The sequence below is a fragment of the Aequorivita viscosa genome (assembly GCF_900106795.1).
Classification (GTDB): Bacteria; Bacteroidota; Bacteroidia; order Flavobacteriales; family Flavobacteriaceae; genus Aequorivita; species Aequorivita viscosa.
The window spans coordinates 12,024-27,255 of the sequence record NZ_FNNS01000003.1; the positions used below are offsets into that span (position 1 = coordinate 12,024).

A 15,232-nucleotide genomic window follows, 5' to 3' on the forward strand; every position below is an offset into this window, starting at 1 on the left:
TTCTGAAAAGATTAACGGACTTAGGGAACGCACTCGATATCTTTGCGCAATTATAATCTACCTTTTTGAAAGTTACGAAAAACATCATAGCAACCTCGTTTAAAGATTTATCGGATTTCTTTAAAAGCACTGATTTTTCTAAGGCAATTCTCTTAGGAATCGCGCTTACAATACCCATTATCGTAGGGTTGAAACTGGGGGCGCTTCAAATAGGAATCACTATTACAGTAGGGGCCATGTTGGCGTCTCCAAGTGATGTAAGCGGAAGTATTAGGCACAAAATAACAGGTATTTTACTCGCCACATTATTGGCGATGATTGTAAGTTTTATAGGTGCATTCCTGCATATTTCACTATGGTTATTGATTCCAGTTCTAGGAATTTTGATGTTCGGGATTTCATATATTTCTATTTATGGCTTCCGTGCCTCGCTTATTAGTTTTTCTGGACTTTTCGCCTTGGTACTTAGCTTCTCGAATGTCGCAGCGGAAATGGAAACGTACAAAAGCGTTTTGCTTATTGGAGTTGGGGGAATTTGGTATGCTTTATTGGCAATAACTTGGCATTACATTTTCCCAAAAGGACCAACAGAATTTTATCTTTCAAAAACACTGAAGTTAACCGCAGAATATTTACGAATTCGCGGGCAATTAGTAGCTGAAAAAAACAATAGAAGTGAATTACTTAAAAAGCTGCTCACTGTTCAAATTGAATTAACCGAAACTCACGAAACACTTAGGGACATTTTAATTTCGAGCCGAACGGGCTCTGGAAAATCTGATTATGAAGGCAAGCGTGTTCTCATTTTTGCTCAGTTGATTGATATGCTAGAATTGGCAATGGCCAACCCAGTCGATTATTCCAAAACTGATAAACTCTTCGAAAAGAAACCAGGGAAATTAGCCGATTTTCAAAAATTGCTTTTTGCAATGAGCGACCAATTAATTGCAGTTTCCGATAACCTTTCAACTCCTAAAAAACTTCAACGTAGCCAAGAAATTGATCGTTGCTTGAAAAGTATCCATGACGGTATTGAAGAGTTAAACTCAGATACTGCCGATAAGTTTAACGAAAACTGGTTAATGCTTAGAAACCTTCTGAAGTATCAAAACAAACAAGCAAACAAAATAGAAAAAATAGAATGGTTGTTGAAAAACCCAGCACGCCAGGAAATTTCATCAATTAATAGAAAAGATTCTCGAAAATTCTTAACCAAGCAAAACTACGACCTCGAAACTTTAGTAGAAAATTTTACACTTCGATCTCCTATTTTCAAACATTCACTCCGACTTGGAGTTGTTACGATGATTGGTTTTGGCGCAGGAATTTTATTTTCAGTACAAAATCCGTATTGGATTTTACTAACGCTAATCGTTATAATGAGGCCTACATTCGGGCTTACAAAAACGCGATCCAGGCAACGAACCATTGGCACCTTGATTGGTGCCGTTCTAGCTGTTGGAATTGTACTTATAACACAAAACACAACTATCTATGCTATTTTAGCAATAGTTTCGCTCGTAATCGCTTTTTCTATGATTCAGCGAAATTTTAAGGCTGCTGCCACCTTTGTTACGCTGTTTGTCGTTTTTATATATGCTCTTCTACAACCAGATATTTTTAGTGTAATTCAATATCGAGTTTTAGATACTATAATTGGTGCGGGACTCGCTACTTTAGGAAACTTATTGCTCTGGCCGGCGTGGGAAGTGCAAGGAATTCAAAATACTTTATTAGAAACCATTAAGGCGCACCGCGTTTATTTAGAAGAAATAATTGGTTACTACAATAAAAAAGGGCAGGTTTCTGCTCATTATAAAGTTGCACGAAAAAAATCGTTTTTGGCGATGTCTGATTTAAGTTCAGCATTTCAACGAATGACGCAGGAACCGAAATCGCAACAAAAGAGCCTTGATAAAGTATATGAAATTGCAGTTTTAAACCATACTTTTTTATCGTCCTTGGCGTCGTTAAGTACATATATTCTGAATCACCCTACAACGCCAGCATCAGATAATTTTAACAAGGTAGCGACACGAATTATCGACAACTTACAGACTGCTGAAGCAATTTTGGAAAAACAAATTCCAGCCGATTCAGTTATCGAAAATCAGGATATTGAGAATATTTTTGATTCCACTTTCGGAAGGTCTTTATATCTTTCTGAAGAAGAAAAAACCCAGCCACAGTCTGAAGATTTCCTCGTAAAAGTTGAAGAAGCTCATTTAGTCCGTGAACAATTAAAATGGTTATTGGCTATGAGTGAAAAAATGCCGAAGCTCCTTCGAAAAATAGATTTTGAATAAGATGATTAAACAACTTTGGTGATTTTATAACTATTCCCATTAAGAACAAAAGTTTCATCCTTTTTCTTTCCTGAAAGCAATAAACCCACGGGCGAATTTAAAGCTACACAGAGAAAATCTTTGTTTTCTACTGAAATTGCACCCACAGAAATACTAATAAAATACTTGAATTTATCTGTATAAACAAGACTTCCCAACCGTGCGTAATCTGACGTAGACTTAACATCAATTTTTTTGAGAAGTTGGGCTAACTTTTCTATTTCCAGTAATTGTTTTCCTGCGTTTTCACGATCTATCTGGAGCATAGCACGCCCTGTTTCATGCTTATCGCCACTACTGCTTTTAGATTCTTCCAAAAGCGATTCTTCAATATCTGCAATGGTTTGCTTTATTTTAGAATAACGCAAATCAACTTGTTTCTGACAGTGTTCTAATAGTTGGGTTTTAAGCTCTATCGCAGTCATTATTTCTTTTTCTTTTTAGTTTCGTTAGCATCTTGCTTTTTTAAAGTGAATGGGCCATAATAACGCATTTGTTTCATAATCCATTGCGTTCGCCGTGCCACGTAAGGCCCTGGTGGATTTGCGCTATAACGTTGCGGACTTGGCAAAATAGCGGCAATGGCAGCAGCATTTTGAGACGATAGGTTTCGTGCTGGTTTCTTAAACCAATATTGCGATGCAGCTTCGGCGCCAAATACACCATTTCCCATTTCGATACTATTTAAATAAACTTCCAAAATTCGCTCCTTACTCCAGAGCGTTTCAATTAAAAGTGTGAAATATGCTTCCAAACCTTTCCTCAACCATGTTCTTTGTGGCCATAAAAAAACATTTTTTGCTGTTTGTTGAGAAATAGTACTACCGCCTCTTAGTTTTTTTCCTTTTTGATTGCTTTCCAAGGCTTTCTCTATTGCCTTTCGATCAAAACCATTGTGGCTTAAGAATGATTGATCTTCGGAACAGATAACTGCGAGCTGCAGATTTTGGGAAATTTCTTCAATAGGAATCCAATCGTGGCGTGTTTCATATTTTGAATCTCCTTCAATTGAACGAATCGCCATTAAAGCTGTGTATGGTACTGGCACAAATTTATAGACCAACACCCAAAGCACGGTCAACCCCATAAACCAAAGGAAAAACTTGAATATAAATTTGAGTAGTTTTTTTATCATAAATTCTATATTGCTCAGTGTTCACTGTGCCATTGTGGTAAGAAATAACCACAGCCGCACGGAGGGCACCAAGTTATGTGAGTTCTGAAAGTTGTTTCCCAATAGAGCTTCCAATGGCAACGCCCATCCCTCCTAGCCTTACACCACAAAAAACATTTTTTGAAATTGCCTTTACAATTGGTTTTTTGGTTTTTCCGATGCCCATAATTCCGCTCCAACGTTGCTCAACTTCGAAAGGTTGATTAGGTAAAATTACTGTTTTGAGTAATTCCTCTAATTTGTTCTGAATTAATTCCGTCAAGTCCATTTCAGTAGTTTCTTCTGTGTTGAAGTCCAGATTTCTTCCACCGCCAAAAAGTATTCTGTTCTCGATATTTCTAAAATAATAAAACCCTTTATCGAGATGAAAAGTGCCCTTTATCTTTAAGTTTTCAATGGGCTTTGTAACCAAAACCTGAGCCCGAGCAGGGGTTACATCTTCTTTTAAAAATTGCTTTGCGAAACCGTTAGTCGCTATAAAAACTTTTTTAACCGAAATTTCTTTCGCCTGTCCGCTGTGGCGGAATGAATTAATTTGAAGTGAAACAGCATTTCCATTATCTGAAATATTGCTTATTTCACACGAATTCAAAATCTGAATATTCTCGTTTGACGCTTTTTTAATAAGGCCAAGCATCATTTTTCCTGTGTCTATCTGTCCTTCAAATTTGCTGAAAATCAATTTTGGTTGAATGTTTTTAAAACTGAAATGGTTTTCATTTTCAGAAAAAATGTCTTGGTTGAAAATAGGTTTCAGCAATTGATTTACATAAGCTATTTTCGATTTACAGTTTTCGTATAAACCTTGATCCTTAGTAGTAAAAAGCTCATACCCACCGTATTCACGATAGTCGAGCTGTTCGTCGCCCAAGGTGGTTCGCAGTAGTTGTAACCCAGATACTCGATCTTTAACTAACTGCACGACTTCTGCTTCAGAATGGCTATTTAAGTCATCTAAAATTTCTGAAATACTTCCATAACAGGCAAATCCAGCGTTTTTTGTGCTTGCGCCACTAGGAAGCAGGCCTCGTTCAAATACTACAATTTTACTTTTAGGATGTCGTTTTCGAAGCGATAAAGCACAGTTCAAACCAACAATACCGCTTCCTATTACAGCGAAGTCGATGTTGGCAAGCCACGTTCTATTTTCCCAAAAACTGAAGTTCATTCAATCTAAATTTAATAGCAAATATACTTAGGAAACCAATGCACGCAACTTTGATAAAATAGAATTTTTGGACATAAAAAAACACTAAATTCAAAGCAAATTAACTTCAGAATTTAGTGTTCTTTACACTTTGTCGTGTTCAACGACGTGGTATTGTACTAGTTTTTTACTCCATCTCCTCTGGATCTTTCATTTTAAAAGTATTCATAAAGGCGGTGGTATAATTTCCTGCGATATAATCTGGATGATCCATTAATTGACGATGAAATGGAATTGTTGTTTTAATTCCTTCAATTACAAATTCATCTAAAGCACGCTTCATTTTGTTAATGGCCTCCTCTCTTGTTTGAGCGGTTGTAATAAGCTTGGCTATCATAGAATCGTAATACGGCACAATTGTATAACCTGCATAAACGTGTGTGTCTAAGCGCACTCCGTGACCTCCTGGTGCGTGAAGCACTGTGATTTTTCCTGGAGATGGACGAAAATCGTTATACGGATCTTCGGCATTAATTCTACATTCAATAGAGTGAAGGTTTGGGGTATAGTTTTTACCAGAAATAGGGATTCCTGCTGCAACCAATATTTGTTCGCGTATTAAATCGTAGTCAATTACTTGTTCGGTAATTGGGTGTTCTACTTGAATTCGTGTGTTCATTTCCATAAAGTAGAAATTTCGGTGTTTATCTACCAAAAATTCTATGGTTCCTGCACCTTCATACTTTATATACTCTGCTGCCTTTACCGCTGCATTACCCATTTCTGTACGCAGTTTTTTCGTCATAAACGGACTTGGCGTTTCTTCGGTAAGTTTTTGATGGCGGCGTTGGATTGAACAATCTCGTTCACTTAAATGACAGGCTCTACCTGTACTATCGCCCACTATTTGTATTTCGATATGGCGTGGCTCTTCAATGAGTTTTTCCATATACATACCGTCGTTTCCAAATGCTGCAGCGGCTTCTTGTCGAGCACTATCCCAAGCTTTTCGAAGATCTTCTTTCTTCCAAACCTCACGCATTCCTTTACCACCACCACCTGCGGTAGCTTTTAACATTACAGGATAGCCTATTTCAGCTGCAATTTTTTCGCATTGCTCAAACGACTCAATAAGACCATCACTTCCTGGAACCGTTGGTACTCCTGCTGCTTTCATGGTTGCCTTAGCCGAAGCTTTGTCGCCCATTCGGTCTATCATTTCAGGAGAAGCTCCAATAAATTTTATATTGTGTTCCTGACAAATCTTCGAGAATTTCGAGTTTTCTGAAAGAAATCCGTATCCTGGGTGAATAGCGTCTGCATTCGTAATTTCTGCAGCGGCAATTATATTGGACATTTTGAGATAACTCAAGTTACTTTGTGCTGGACCAATACAAACAGCTTCATCTGCAAAACGAACGTGTAAACTTTCTTCGTCGGCCGTAGAATAAACAGCTACGGACTTAATGCCCATCTCACGACAGGTTCGAATAATTCGCAACGCAATTTCGCCCCTATTAGCAATCAATATTTTTTTGAACATAACTTTTCTCAAATAACAAATAGCAAATAACAAATTGCTAAAAATATAGAATTTGTTATTTGATATTTGGAGTTTATACTACGATGGGTCTACCAAAAATAATGGTTGGTCAAATTCTACTGGAGATGAATCATCTACCAATACCTTTACGATTTTTCCAGAGATTTCACTTTCAATTTCGTTAAAAAGTTTCATTGCTTCAATAACGCAAAGCACATCTCCTTGTTTTATGGTATCGCCAACTTCAACAAAAACATCTTTATCTGGAGCTGGTTTTCTGTAAAAAGTTCCAATGATAGGTGATTTAATTGTCACATATTTTGAATTAGCATCTTCGGCTTTTGCCTCTTGTTGAACAGGAGGAGCGGCTGCAGCTGCTTGTTGTTGAACAGGCATTTGGGGTTGCGCTGCCATTGTTGGTATTTGTTGAATGTAAGTAGTTTCCCCTTTACCTTCGTCAGATCCTGTTTTTATGGTAATCTTAATGTCTTCTGTTTCAAGTTTTACTTCACTGGCACCGCTTTTTGCCACAAACTTGATTAAATTTTGAATGTCTTTTAAATCCATATTGAGAGAGTTTAATCTTTTGCGTTGGTTATAAATTATTTTGAATCATAGGCCCATTTCAAATAAACGGCGCCCCAGGTAAAGCCTCCTCCAAAGGAAGCAAAAATTAGGTTATCTCCTTTTTTTAATTGCTTTTCATAATCGGACAAACACAGTGGTAGGGTAGCCGACGTTGTATTGCCATATTTATGAATATTAAGCATTACTTTTTCTGGAGGTAAATTCATCCTATTGGCTGCTGCATCAATAATTCGTTTGTTTGCTTGGTGAGGAACGAGCCAATTAACATCCTCTCCTGTTAACTCATTTCGCAACATTACTTTTTCACATACATCGGCCATGTTGGAAACGGCGAATTTAAACACTGTTTTACCTTCTTGAAAAACGAAATGTTGTTTGTTTTCAACTGTTTCGTGAGAAGCTGGAAGTAAAGAACCTCCGGCATCAATTTTCAAAAACGGTCTTCCACCTCCATCTGTACGAAGGTATTCGTCTTGCACACCCAAACCTTCTGAGTTTGGTTCAAAAAGTACGGCACCTGCTCCATCTCCAAAGATAATGCAAGTTGCTCTGTCTGTATAATCTATGATGGAGGACATTTTGTCTGCTCCAATTAGCAATACTTTTTTGTATTTTCCAGATTCTATATAGCGAGCCGCTGTTGATATTCCAAATAGAAAGCTAGAACAGGCAGCTACAAGATCGAATGAGAATGCGTTAACAGCACCGATTTGAGTAGCAACATAAACACCTGTTGCGGCAACTGGCATGTCTGGTGTGGCAGTAGCCATAATCACCATATCGATATCTGCCGGGTCTGTATTGCTTTTTTCGAGTAAGTCTTTAGCGGCTTGAATAGCTAGATAGGAGGTGCCTTTGTCCTTGTCTTTTAGTATTCTCCGTTCTTTAATTCCCGTACGGGCGGTTATCCATTCATCGTTTGTATCGACCATGGTTTCCAGTATGTCGTTGGTAAGAACGTAGTCTGGAACATATCCACCTACAGCGGTAATGGCTGCCGTGATGTTATTCATAAGCTGAATTAAAATTCACAAAAAAATTAAATTTGTTTAAAAGGGATGAAATTACGAAATTTTACCCAAAACCCGCTAAAAAATAAATTGATTTTAATTTTTGACAAAGTTAAAAAACAAAAAAGCCCCTCGAAAAAGGGGGCATTTTTCATGAAAATTTGAAATGATTAGGCTTCTACCTCCTCAGTTGCGTCAATTACAACTTGACCTCTGTAGTACATTTTGCCTTCGTGCCAATGTGCTCTGTGGTAAAGATGCGACTCGCCAGTTGTAGGGTCAATTCCAAGAGTTGGAGCTGTAGCCTTATAGTGGGTTCTTCTTTTATCCCTTCTTGTTTTCGAGATTTTTCTCTTAGGATGTGCCATTGCTATTTTTTATTTATCCGTTAATAGTTTTTTTAATGAATCCCATCTGGGATCTGTATTTGTGTCCTCATCCTCTTGTTCAAAATCGGCTTCTGGACTCAATTCTTCAAGTTTATCAAGTATGTCGCTTTTTAATGTGCCATCGGTAACTCCTGGATGAACTCTTCGTAATGGCAAGGCCAAAACGATAGATTCAAAAATGTATTGCTGTATATTTACTTCATAACTCCCGTGAGGCAGAATAAGTAAATCTTCATTTTCGTCATTAAACTCTTCGCCAAATTTAACTACAAACTGATAGGATCCTGAAATGGGCTGATCATAGAGTTCATTGCTTAAATCGCAGGCAACATTTACTGTGCCGTTAAAATCTAAAGTAAACTCCATCAACGTACTCATTTTTTCCAGCAGTACATCGAGTTTAATAGCAGCGCCATTAAATTCATCATACTCAAAATGCTCAAAGAACGCGTTGTTCAATTCAAATTCAAACTGGTGTTTTCCTAATTTCAGCCCCCTAAACGGGATTGTAAATTCTTTCAATTCCTTCATTTTCACACCTCTTTATTACACTCGCCTTACGAATAAGGCGGGTGCAAAGATAAAAAAATTATCTAATAGCAAATTAGTTTTATGATTTCTTTTTTGGATAAGCCTTTTTTCGTCCTATTTTAAGTGGATTTTTAGAAAGTTTTTTGTACTCCTCCCGTCTTTCATATATAGAAATGGCACTAAATACAGCCTCGCGAAATGACTCGAAGTGGGCTTCATTTTTTCCAGCAAGATCAAAGGCTGTACCGTGATCTGGTGATGTTCTAATCCGGTTAAGGCCTGCCGTGTAATTTACACCTTTTCCGAAAGCCAATGTTTTAAATGGTATTAATCCTTGATCGTGATAAGAAGCGATTATAGCATCAAAATTTTTATAATTTCCAGACCCAAAAAAACTATCGGCAGCATAAGGACCAAAAACCATTTTGCCATTTTTCCGAATATTATCTAAAGCAGGTCGTAAAATAGTATCGTCTTCAGAACCAATAACGCCGTTGTCTCCTGTATGAGGATTGATTCCTAATACAGCAATTTTCGGTTTATTTAATCCAAAATCTTCAACTAAGCTGTGATAAATTGTATTGATTTTTTTATCGATTCGATCTCGAGTTATAGACTTAACTATATCTTTTATAGCAACATGATCGGTTATAAGCCCAACACGTAACTCTTCAGATATCATTAGCATTAAGCTATCGCCTTCAAGTTCTTGAGCCAAATAATCTGTGTGTCCCGGGAAGTTAAAACTTTCTGACTGTACATTCGACTTGTTTATTGGTGCTGTAACAAGTACATCTATCTTTTCATCTTTTAAGGCCGAAACAGCCTTCTTTAAAGATTTAATAGCATATTCGCCTCCAGTTTGGTTTTCCTCTCCAAAATTAACTTCCACTTGTTCTTTCCAAACATTCAAAATATTAACTCGTTTAGGAACAATGTCTTCTAGTTTATCAATTCCGTGAAAATTAACATCGAGGCCTAAGTGTTTTTTATAAAAAGACATTAATCTTACAGATGCAAAAACCACAGGCGTACAAAACTCAAGCATTCGCGAATCTTCAAATGTTTTAAGGATGATTTCTCCCCCAATCCCATTTATATCACCAACAGAAATGCCTACAACTATTTTATCTTCCTTACTCATGTTTGGGTTTTTTAATTGTTACTTTTGCTTTGCAAATGTAATTAAATGCTACAATGTTTACAGGAATTATTGAAACCGTTGGTGAAATAAGCCAACTTACGCAGAAAGACGAAAATCTTCATATTGAAGTGAAGAACCAAATGGCTCAAGAACTGAAAATAGACCAAAGTGTTTCACACAATGGGGTTTGTTTAACAGTAGTAAATATTAAAGACGGAGCTTATATAGTAACAGCTATTAAAGAAACTTTGGATAAAACGAATTTGAAAAGTTTAAAAAAAGGATCGTTGGTAAATTTAGAACGTGCTATGAAACTGGGAGATAGACTTGATGGTCATATTGTTCAAGGACATGTTGACGGCGTGGCCACTTGTAGTAATATTCAGGATGCCAACGGAAGTTGGATTTTTACATTTAAATATAACAATTTGGAATTTAGTACTGTGGAAAAAGGTTCAATTACGGTAAATGGAGTTAGCTTAACAGTGGTAAACTCTAAAGAAAATGAATTTAGTGTTGCAATAATTCCTTACACGTATGAGCATACAAATTTTAAGGAAATAAAAATAGGAGATTGGGTAAATTTAGAATTTGATATAATCGGAAAATATGTAAAAAACCTTATGAAGCCTTATTTATAGCGCGGTTTCGGGTATAAATAAAATAAATACCAACAATAACACCAATCGCAATTAAAACCCAAATATTATCATCTATAGGTAATTGCGGACCATTTACAGTATTTCCTGGACGCGCTGGCGGCGGAGGTGTAGATCCTGATGGACTCTGCAGACCCAGCATAATAAAATTATAAATAAATAATACCATATTTAATTATTAGTGACTTGTGAACACTTTAGGCGACTAAATTAACATTTTTTTCCTGTTATCAAATGGAAAAATCGATTTTTTTCTTAAAAAATCTTTATTTAGAACTAATTTAACTCATTTTAGCATAAGAATAGTTCTATTACTTTTCAACAATATCAACACTCTTTGCTATTTGATGTTTCGAGTGTATCTTATTGAAACTCTTTTACTTCATTAAAAAAATGACCGTCACATTAAAATTTTTTTGTTGAAAACTCAAATTTTATCTTCAAAAAAGTGGTCCCAGATGGGCTCGAACCATCGACCCCCTGATTATGAGTCAGGTGCTCTAACCAGCTGAGCTATGGGACCATTTAAATTTTCATTCATCTAACTATTTGCAAAAAACTATTTTAAATAGTTTCCGTCGTCTAACGGAGTGCTAATTAGATTATTTCAAATATTCCTTTTAAATATCAAGCAAAGTGATAAAAAAAAGGATTGCAAAGGTAAAACACTTTATAGTTACCACAAAACAATTTTCAATTATTATGAATTTCTTGGCAAAGCTCTACTAAAACACCATTTGCAGACTTAGGATGTAAGAACGCAACAAGCTTGTTATCAGCACCTTTCTTAGGTTTTTCATTTAATAAAACAAATCCTTCTTTTTGAAGTCTAGCCATTTCCGATTCAATATTTTCTACAGCGAAAGCAATATGATGGATGCCCTCTCCCCGTTTTTCAATAAATTTTGCAATTGGACTATCCGGATTTGTAGCTTCTAGTAGTTCAATTTTACTTTCTCCACATTTAAAAAATGAAGTTTCAACCCCTTCACTTTCGACCTTTTCACTCTTATATGGTGCAACGCCAAGTAAGGCTTCATATATTTTATTTGCTTCTAAAATACTCTTTACTGCTATACCAATGTGTTCAATTTTTTTCATAACGTGCCCGAGCATACGGGAATTATTTATTTAAGGTTCTTGAATTATTTTCAAAAATACAAACTTAATCCTATTGTATTTCAACTTACATAAGGTTCTATTGTCTATCGGTATGGTATAATGTTCTATTTTTGCAGTATGGAAGAAAGTAACAGACAAAAGAAAATTGCCAGCGTTTTGCAAAGCGACTTGGCAAACGTGCTCCAAAATATGCTTCGTGAAGCAGGGCAAATGGGAATTATAATCTCAGTAAGTAAGGTGACGGTAACTACAGACCTTTCAATCGCGAAGGTCTATGTGAGTATTTTTCCCGCCGATAAAGCCCAAGCTATAGTGAGCGAACTAAACAAAGTGAAGCCGAATATCAAGCACCAAATTGCGCAGCTTACTAAAAATCAGCTTCGAAAAATGCCTGACTTGAGCTTTTATAACGACGATTCGTTGGAATATATGGACAAGATAGACAAAGCTGTAAAAGGTACAGACGACCCGTTAAAAAACCCAGATTTGCTTCCAAAACGCAAAAAATCGTAGTTTGAATTTTTCGCTCTACATCGCCAAGCGCTATCTGTTCTCAAAGAGCAGTAACAATGCCATCAACATTATTACTGGTATTGCGGCGATTGGAGTGGTGGTTGGAGCTTTTTCGTTATTTATCGTGCTTTCGGGGTTTTCGGGGTTGAAAGATTTTAGCCTTCAATTTACCACGGTTTTTGATAGTGATTTAAAAATTCTTCCCGAAAGCGGAAAAACAATTGAATTTTCTGAAGCCCAAAAACAACAGCTGAAATCTATAAAAGGTATTGAAGCATTTTCTGAAATAATCGAGGAGCGAATTTTTCTTCATTATAAAGGAAAAAACCATATTGCTTATATAAAAGGAGTAGATTCAGTTTATGGAAAAGTTACTCAGCTTGATAGCATTATCTTTTACGGCGATTGGTTGGTGCCTAACGAACACGAAGTTGTAGTAGGATATTCAATTGTTTCGAAACTTTCTATGGGCGTTCGTGATTACTCTGAACTTCTGGAAATTTACGTCCCAAAACCCGGAAAAGGACAAATAAGCGCATTAGATCCTTCTCAGGCCTTCAATAAGGAAAAAGTAGTGGCTTCTGGCGTGTATCAAGTTAATGAGGAATTGGACGGAAAATACGCTTTTACCGATATCGATTTCGCTAGAAACTTACTCTCTCTCGAAGATTCTAAAGTTTCTTCTGTTGAAATAAAATTAATGCCAGATACTGCGGAAAAAGAAGTGCGTGAAGAAATTAAAAAGATATTTTCTCAAGAAATCGTAATAAAGAACCGCATTCAGCAAAACGACGCACTTTATAAGATGTTGAATACGGAGAATATTGCGGTTTACTTAATCTTCACACTTGTTTTGATTATTGCGCTTTTCAATGTAGTTGGTTCTATAATTATGATGATTTTGGACAAACAGAAAAACATTAAAACCCTATATAATATGGGAGCTTCCTTGGTGGAAATTCGCCGTATATTTTTCCTGCAAGGAACCTTAATGACTGTTTTAGGAGGTTTGCTTGGTATTTTTCTCGGAGTTATCGCTGTATGGCTGCAACTTAGGTATGGGTTTGTTAGCATAACGAGTACCATGCCTTATCCCGTAAAACTAAAGCCTATAAACCTATTTCTGGTTTTTGGAACCATAGGTTTTTTAGGAATTATCGCATCGTGGATTGCTGCGAGTAGAGTTCGGGAAAAATTGATTGCTTAAGCCCTTGTTCTTCTGCCGCTAGTTATTAGATAATCAACGATTCGGGTTTTGCACCTAGACTCACCAAAGCTTCACAAATTTCTTCTGTGAATTTTTTCGGGCCGCACACATAAAATCGATGCTCGAAATGACCAATGTTTTCGATTAAAAATTTACGATCAATTCTACGTTCACGAAACCCAATCAGGCCTTCCTTGGTAAATACATTTTTATAAGCTGGGCCCAACATTTTCATCAAATCATCGTGTAGAATGATATCATCTGTGGTTTTGTTGGAATACAATAACGCAACCTTTCGCATATTTTCACTTTCAAAAAGTGCTCTAAAGATTGCAATAAAAGGTGTAATTCCAGTTCCGCCAGCAATAAACACTCCAGGGCCTTTGTACTTAATGGTGCCAAAAACATCGTGAAGTAAAAGCTCTGCTCCTACTTTTAGATTAGCCAATTGCGAAGTCACACTATTATTATCTTCGTATATTTTAATGATAAACTCCAAATGATCCCAATGTTGAAGGGAAGTAAATGTATAGGCGCGTACCTTATTTTCCCAACCTGGAAGGTCTAATGAAATACTTGCCGATTGTCCTGGTGAATATTCAAAACCTTCTGGCTTTTCGAGCACAAAACGCTTTACATCGTGCGTAATATAATGGGTGTTGATTATTTTTAATCTCTGCATTGCCTTAATTTAAGGTATAAAGGTAGAAATGATTTTTAAGATAAACCACGTGTTTAGGTAGACTGCTTATAAAAATTCCTTACTCACTTGAGGCGCGCGTATTTTTTCAGTAAAAGTAAATATGAAATAGTAAGAGATGTCTTCGCTTAAACAAACTCATAATCCCCAAACACTTGCAAAACCTCATCAAACGCTTCAAATACTGAAGCTGAATCATCGCTAGTAACCATTTTCATTCGGTATGGCTTAAAATCTGGGATTCCTTTAAAATAGTTGGTGTAATGACGGCGGGTTTCAAAAACACCGAGTTTTTCACCTTTCCAATCAATTGCCATTTGAAGGTGGCGTCTGGCGGCGTCAACTCGCTCTATAATCGTAGGAGGCGCTAGATGCTCACCTGTTTTAAAATAGTGCTTTACTTCCTTAAAAAACCACGGATAACCAATGCTTGCACGACCAATCATTGCGCCGTCCAATCCGTATTTATCGCGCATTTGCGTCGCTTTTTCGGGCGTGTCTACATCGCCATTTCCAAAAACAGGAATGTGCATCCGCGGGTTGTTTTTTACATCTGCAATCGGTCTCCAATCGGCATCGCCTTTATACATCTGGGCGCGCGTACGACCGTGAATAGAAATAGCTTGGCAGCCTACATCTTGTAAACGCTCGGCTACTTCCAGAATTCGAATGGAATCGTGATCCCAACCTAAACGGGTTTTTACGGTAACGGGAAGTTTGGTGTGCTTTACCATGGCTTCGGTAAGGCTAACCATTAAATCTATATCCTTTAAAATTCCTGCGCCTGCACCTTTGGAAACCACCTTTTTTACAGGGCATCCAAAGTTAATGTCGATAATATCTGGGCCACTTGCTTCAACTATTTCCACAGTTCGCAACATGGACTCCAAGACGGCTCCAAAAATCTGAATGCCTACTGGGCGTTCTTTTTCGTATATATCCAACTTCATCACGCTTTTTGCGGCATCGCGTATCAAGCCTTCCGAAGAGATAAACTCGGTATAAACCACGTCTGCACCTTGTTCTTTGCACAGGGCGCGGAAAGGTGGATCGCTCACATCCTCCATTGGGGCGAGCAAAAGCGGGAACTCCGGCAGTTGTATGTTTCCTATTTTTGGCAATTTGTTTCTTTTTGAGATTGCAAAAGTAGTGAATATCAG

The 15,232-nt window shown here is 37.0% G+C and carries 17 protein-coding genes and 1 tRNA gene; 4 read left to right on the forward strand and 14 right to left on the reverse strand.

The window, feature by feature from the left end; genetic code table 11:
* The first annotated feature begins 65 nt into the window (after positions 1-65).
* Positions 66-2,306: an FUSC family protein gene (locus BLW28_RS02000; RefSeq protein ID WP_073214635.1), complete on the forward strand. Its 2,241-nt coding sequence runs from the start codon at positions 66-68 to the stop codon at positions 2,304-2,306.
* Positions 2,307-2,311: 5 nt separating this feature from the next.
* Here BLW28_RS02000 and BLW28_RS02005 read toward each other — a convergent pair whose 3' ends face one another.
* The 9 genes from BLW28_RS02005 to pdxA all read right to left on the reverse strand — a co-directional run bounded on the left by BLW28_RS02005 (position 2,312) and on the right by pdxA (position 9,871).
* Entirely contained in the window at positions 2,312-2,770 is a 459-nt protein-coding gene (locus tag BLW28_RS02005; RefSeq protein WP_073214639.1) for a hypothetical protein, read from the reverse strand.
* A complete protein-coding gene (mtgA, locus tag BLW28_RS02010) occupies positions 2,770-3,480 on the reverse strand; it encodes a monofunctional biosynthetic peptidoglycan transglycosylase (protein ID WP_073214642.1) in 711 nt (236 codons plus the stop codon). The genes BLW28_RS02005 and mtgA overlap by 1 nt, the downstream gene beginning before the upstream one ends.
* Positions 3,481-3,553: 73 nt before the next feature.
* Positions 3,554-4,687, reverse strand: coding sequence for an NAD(P)/FAD-dependent oxidoreductase (locus tag BLW28_RS02015; RefSeq protein ID WP_073214644.1), 1,134 nt, complete (start codon positions 4,685-4,687; stop codon positions 3,554-3,556).
* Between the two features lie 166 nt (positions 4,688-4,853).
* Positions 4,854-6,209 carry an acetyl-CoA carboxylase biotin carboxylase subunit gene (gene accC, locus BLW28_RS02020; protein WP_073214647.1) on the reverse strand — a complete coding sequence of 452 codons (1,356 nt, stop codon included), beginning with the start codon at positions 6,207-6,209 and terminating at the stop codon, positions 4,854-4,856.
* Positions 6,210-6,287: 78 nt separating this feature from the next.
* Entirely contained in the window at positions 6,288-6,776 is a 489-nt protein-coding gene (gene accB, locus BLW28_RS02025; RefSeq protein ID WP_073214650.1) for an acetyl-CoA carboxylase biotin carboxyl carrier protein, read from the reverse strand.
* Positions 6,777-6,811: 35 nt separating this feature from the next.
* Positions 6,812-7,810, reverse strand: a complete 999-nt coding sequence (locus BLW28_RS02030) for a beta-ketoacyl-ACP synthase III (protein ID WP_073214653.1) — start codon at positions 7,808-7,810, stop codon at positions 6,812-6,814.
* Between the two features lie 167 nt (positions 7,811-7,977).
* The gene (gene rpmF / locus BLW28_RS02035) at positions 7,978-8,175 is read right to left on the reverse strand and encodes a 50S ribosomal protein L32 (RefSeq protein WP_073214657.1); all 198 of its coding nucleotides are present in this window, start codon (positions 8,173-8,175) and stop codon (positions 7,978-7,980) included.
* Between the two features lie 9 nt (positions 8,176-8,184).
* Positions 8,185-8,727: a YceD family protein gene (locus BLW28_RS02040; protein WP_073214660.1), complete on the reverse strand. Its 543-nt coding sequence runs from the start codon at positions 8,725-8,727 to the stop codon at positions 8,185-8,187.
* A 79-nt stretch (positions 8,728-8,806) separates the two neighbouring features.
* Positions 8,807-9,871, reverse strand: a complete 1,065-nt coding sequence (gene pdxA, locus BLW28_RS02045) for a 4-hydroxythreonine-4-phosphate dehydrogenase PdxA (RefSeq protein WP_073214662.1) — start codon at positions 9,869-9,871, stop codon at positions 8,807-8,809.
* A gap of 53 nt (positions 9,872-9,924) precedes the next feature.
* Here pdxA and BLW28_RS02050 point away from each other — a divergent pair, with 53 nt between their 5' ends.
* A complete protein-coding gene (locus BLW28_RS02050; RefSeq protein ID WP_073214665.1) occupies positions 9,925-10,512 on the forward strand; it encodes a riboflavin synthase in 588 nt (195 codons plus the stop codon).
* On the opposite strand, the gene BLW28_RS02055 is transcribed toward BLW28_RS02050, so the two are convergent.
* The 3 genes from BLW28_RS02055 to mce form a co-directional block, all read right to left on the reverse strand.
* A complete protein-coding gene (locus tag BLW28_RS02055; RefSeq protein ID WP_073214668.1) occupies positions 10,493-10,672 on the reverse strand; it encodes a hypothetical protein in 180 nt (59 codons plus the stop codon). The genes BLW28_RS02050 and BLW28_RS02055 overlap by 20 nt on opposite strands.
* Before the next feature lie 307 nt (positions 10,673-10,979).
* Positions 10,980-11,053 (reverse strand) — tRNA-Ile (locus tag BLW28_RS02060).
* Between the two features lie 170 nt (positions 11,054-11,223).
* Positions 11,224-11,631 carry a methylmalonyl-CoA epimerase gene (gene mce / locus BLW28_RS02065; RefSeq protein WP_073214671.1) on the reverse strand — a complete coding sequence of 136 codons (408 nt, stop codon included), beginning with the start codon at positions 11,629-11,631 and terminating at the stop codon, positions 11,224-11,226.
* 138 nt (positions 11,632-11,769) lie between these two features.
* Here mce and rbfA point away from each other — a divergent pair, with 138 nt between their 5' ends.
* Entirely contained in the window at positions 11,770-12,165 is a 396-nt protein-coding gene (gene rbfA / locus BLW28_RS02070) for a 30S ribosome-binding factor RbfA (protein ID WP_073214674.1), read from the forward strand.
* 1 nt (position 12,166) lies between these two features.
* Positions 12,167-13,372 (forward strand): ABC transporter permease, encoded by a 1,206-nt coding sequence (locus BLW28_RS02075; protein ID WP_073214678.1) that lies wholly within the window; start codon positions 12,167-12,169, stop codon positions 13,370-13,372.
* Between the two features lie 25 nt (positions 13,373-13,397).
* On the opposite strand, the gene BLW28_RS02080 is transcribed toward BLW28_RS02075, so the two are convergent.
* Positions 13,398-14,054, reverse strand: coding sequence for an FAD-binding oxidoreductase (locus tag BLW28_RS02080; RefSeq protein ID WP_073214681.1), 657 nt, complete (start codon positions 14,052-14,054; stop codon positions 13,398-13,400).
* Positions 14,055-14,200: 146 nt separating this feature from the next.
* A complete protein-coding gene (gene dusB, locus BLW28_RS02085; protein WP_073214684.1) occupies positions 14,201-15,193 on the reverse strand; it encodes a tRNA dihydrouridine synthase DusB in 993 nt (330 codons plus the stop codon).
* Between the last annotated feature and the right edge of the window lie 39 nt (positions 15,194-15,232).

Bases quoted from the DNA above. Each gene is read 5' to 3' on its own strand.
- BLW28_RS02005 (WP_073214639.1), bottom strand. From the start codon at position 2,770: ATGACTGCGATAGAGCTTAAAACCCAACTATTAGAACACTGTCAGAAA.
- mtgA (WP_073214642.1), bottom strand. From the start codon at position 3,480: ATGATAAAAAAACTACTCAAATTTATATTCAAGTTTTTCCTTTGGTTT.
- BLW28_RS02015 (WP_073214644.1), bottom strand. From the start codon at position 4,687: ATGAACTTCAGTTTTTGGGAAAATAGAACGTGGCTTGCCAACATCGAC.
- accC (WP_073214647.1), bottom strand. From the start codon at position 6,209: ATGTTCAAAAAAATATTGATTGCTAATAGGGGCGAAATTGCGTTGCGA.
- accB (WP_073214650.1), bottom strand. From the start codon at position 6,776: ATGGATTTAAAAGACATTCAAAATTTAATCAAGTTTGTGGCAAAAAGC.
- BLW28_RS02030 (WP_073214653.1), bottom strand. From the start codon at position 7,810: ATGAATAACATCACGGCAGCCATTACCGCTGTAGGTGGATATGTTCCA.
- rpmF (WP_073214657.1), bottom strand. From the start codon at position 8,175: ATGGCACATCCTAAGAGAAAAATCTCGAAAACAAGAAGGGATAAAAGA.
- BLW28_RS02040 (WP_073214660.1), bottom strand. From the start codon at position 8,727: ATGAAGGAATTGAAAGAATTTACAATCCCGTTTAGGGGGCTGAAATTA.
- pdxA (WP_073214662.1), bottom strand. From the start codon at position 9,871: ATGAGTAAGGAAGATAAAATAGTTGTAGGCATTTCTGTTGGTGATATA.
- BLW28_RS02050 (WP_073214665.1), top strand. From the start codon at position 9,925: ATGTTTACAGGAATTATTGAAACCGTTGGTGAAATAAGCCAACTTACG.
- BLW28_RS02055 (WP_073214668.1), bottom strand. From the start codon at position 10,672: ATGCTGGGTCTGCAGAGTCCATCAGGATCTACACCTCCGCCGCCAGCG.
- mce (WP_073214671.1), bottom strand. From the start codon at position 11,631: ATGAAAAAAATTGAACACATTGGTATAGCAGTAAAGAGTATTTTAGAA.
- rbfA (WP_073214674.1), top strand. From the start codon at position 11,770: ATGGAAGAAAGTAACAGACAAAAGAAAATTGCCAGCGTTTTGCAAAGC.
- BLW28_RS02080 (WP_073214681.1), bottom strand. From the start codon at position 14,054: ATGCAGAGATTAAAAATAATCAACACCCATTATATTACGCACGATGTA.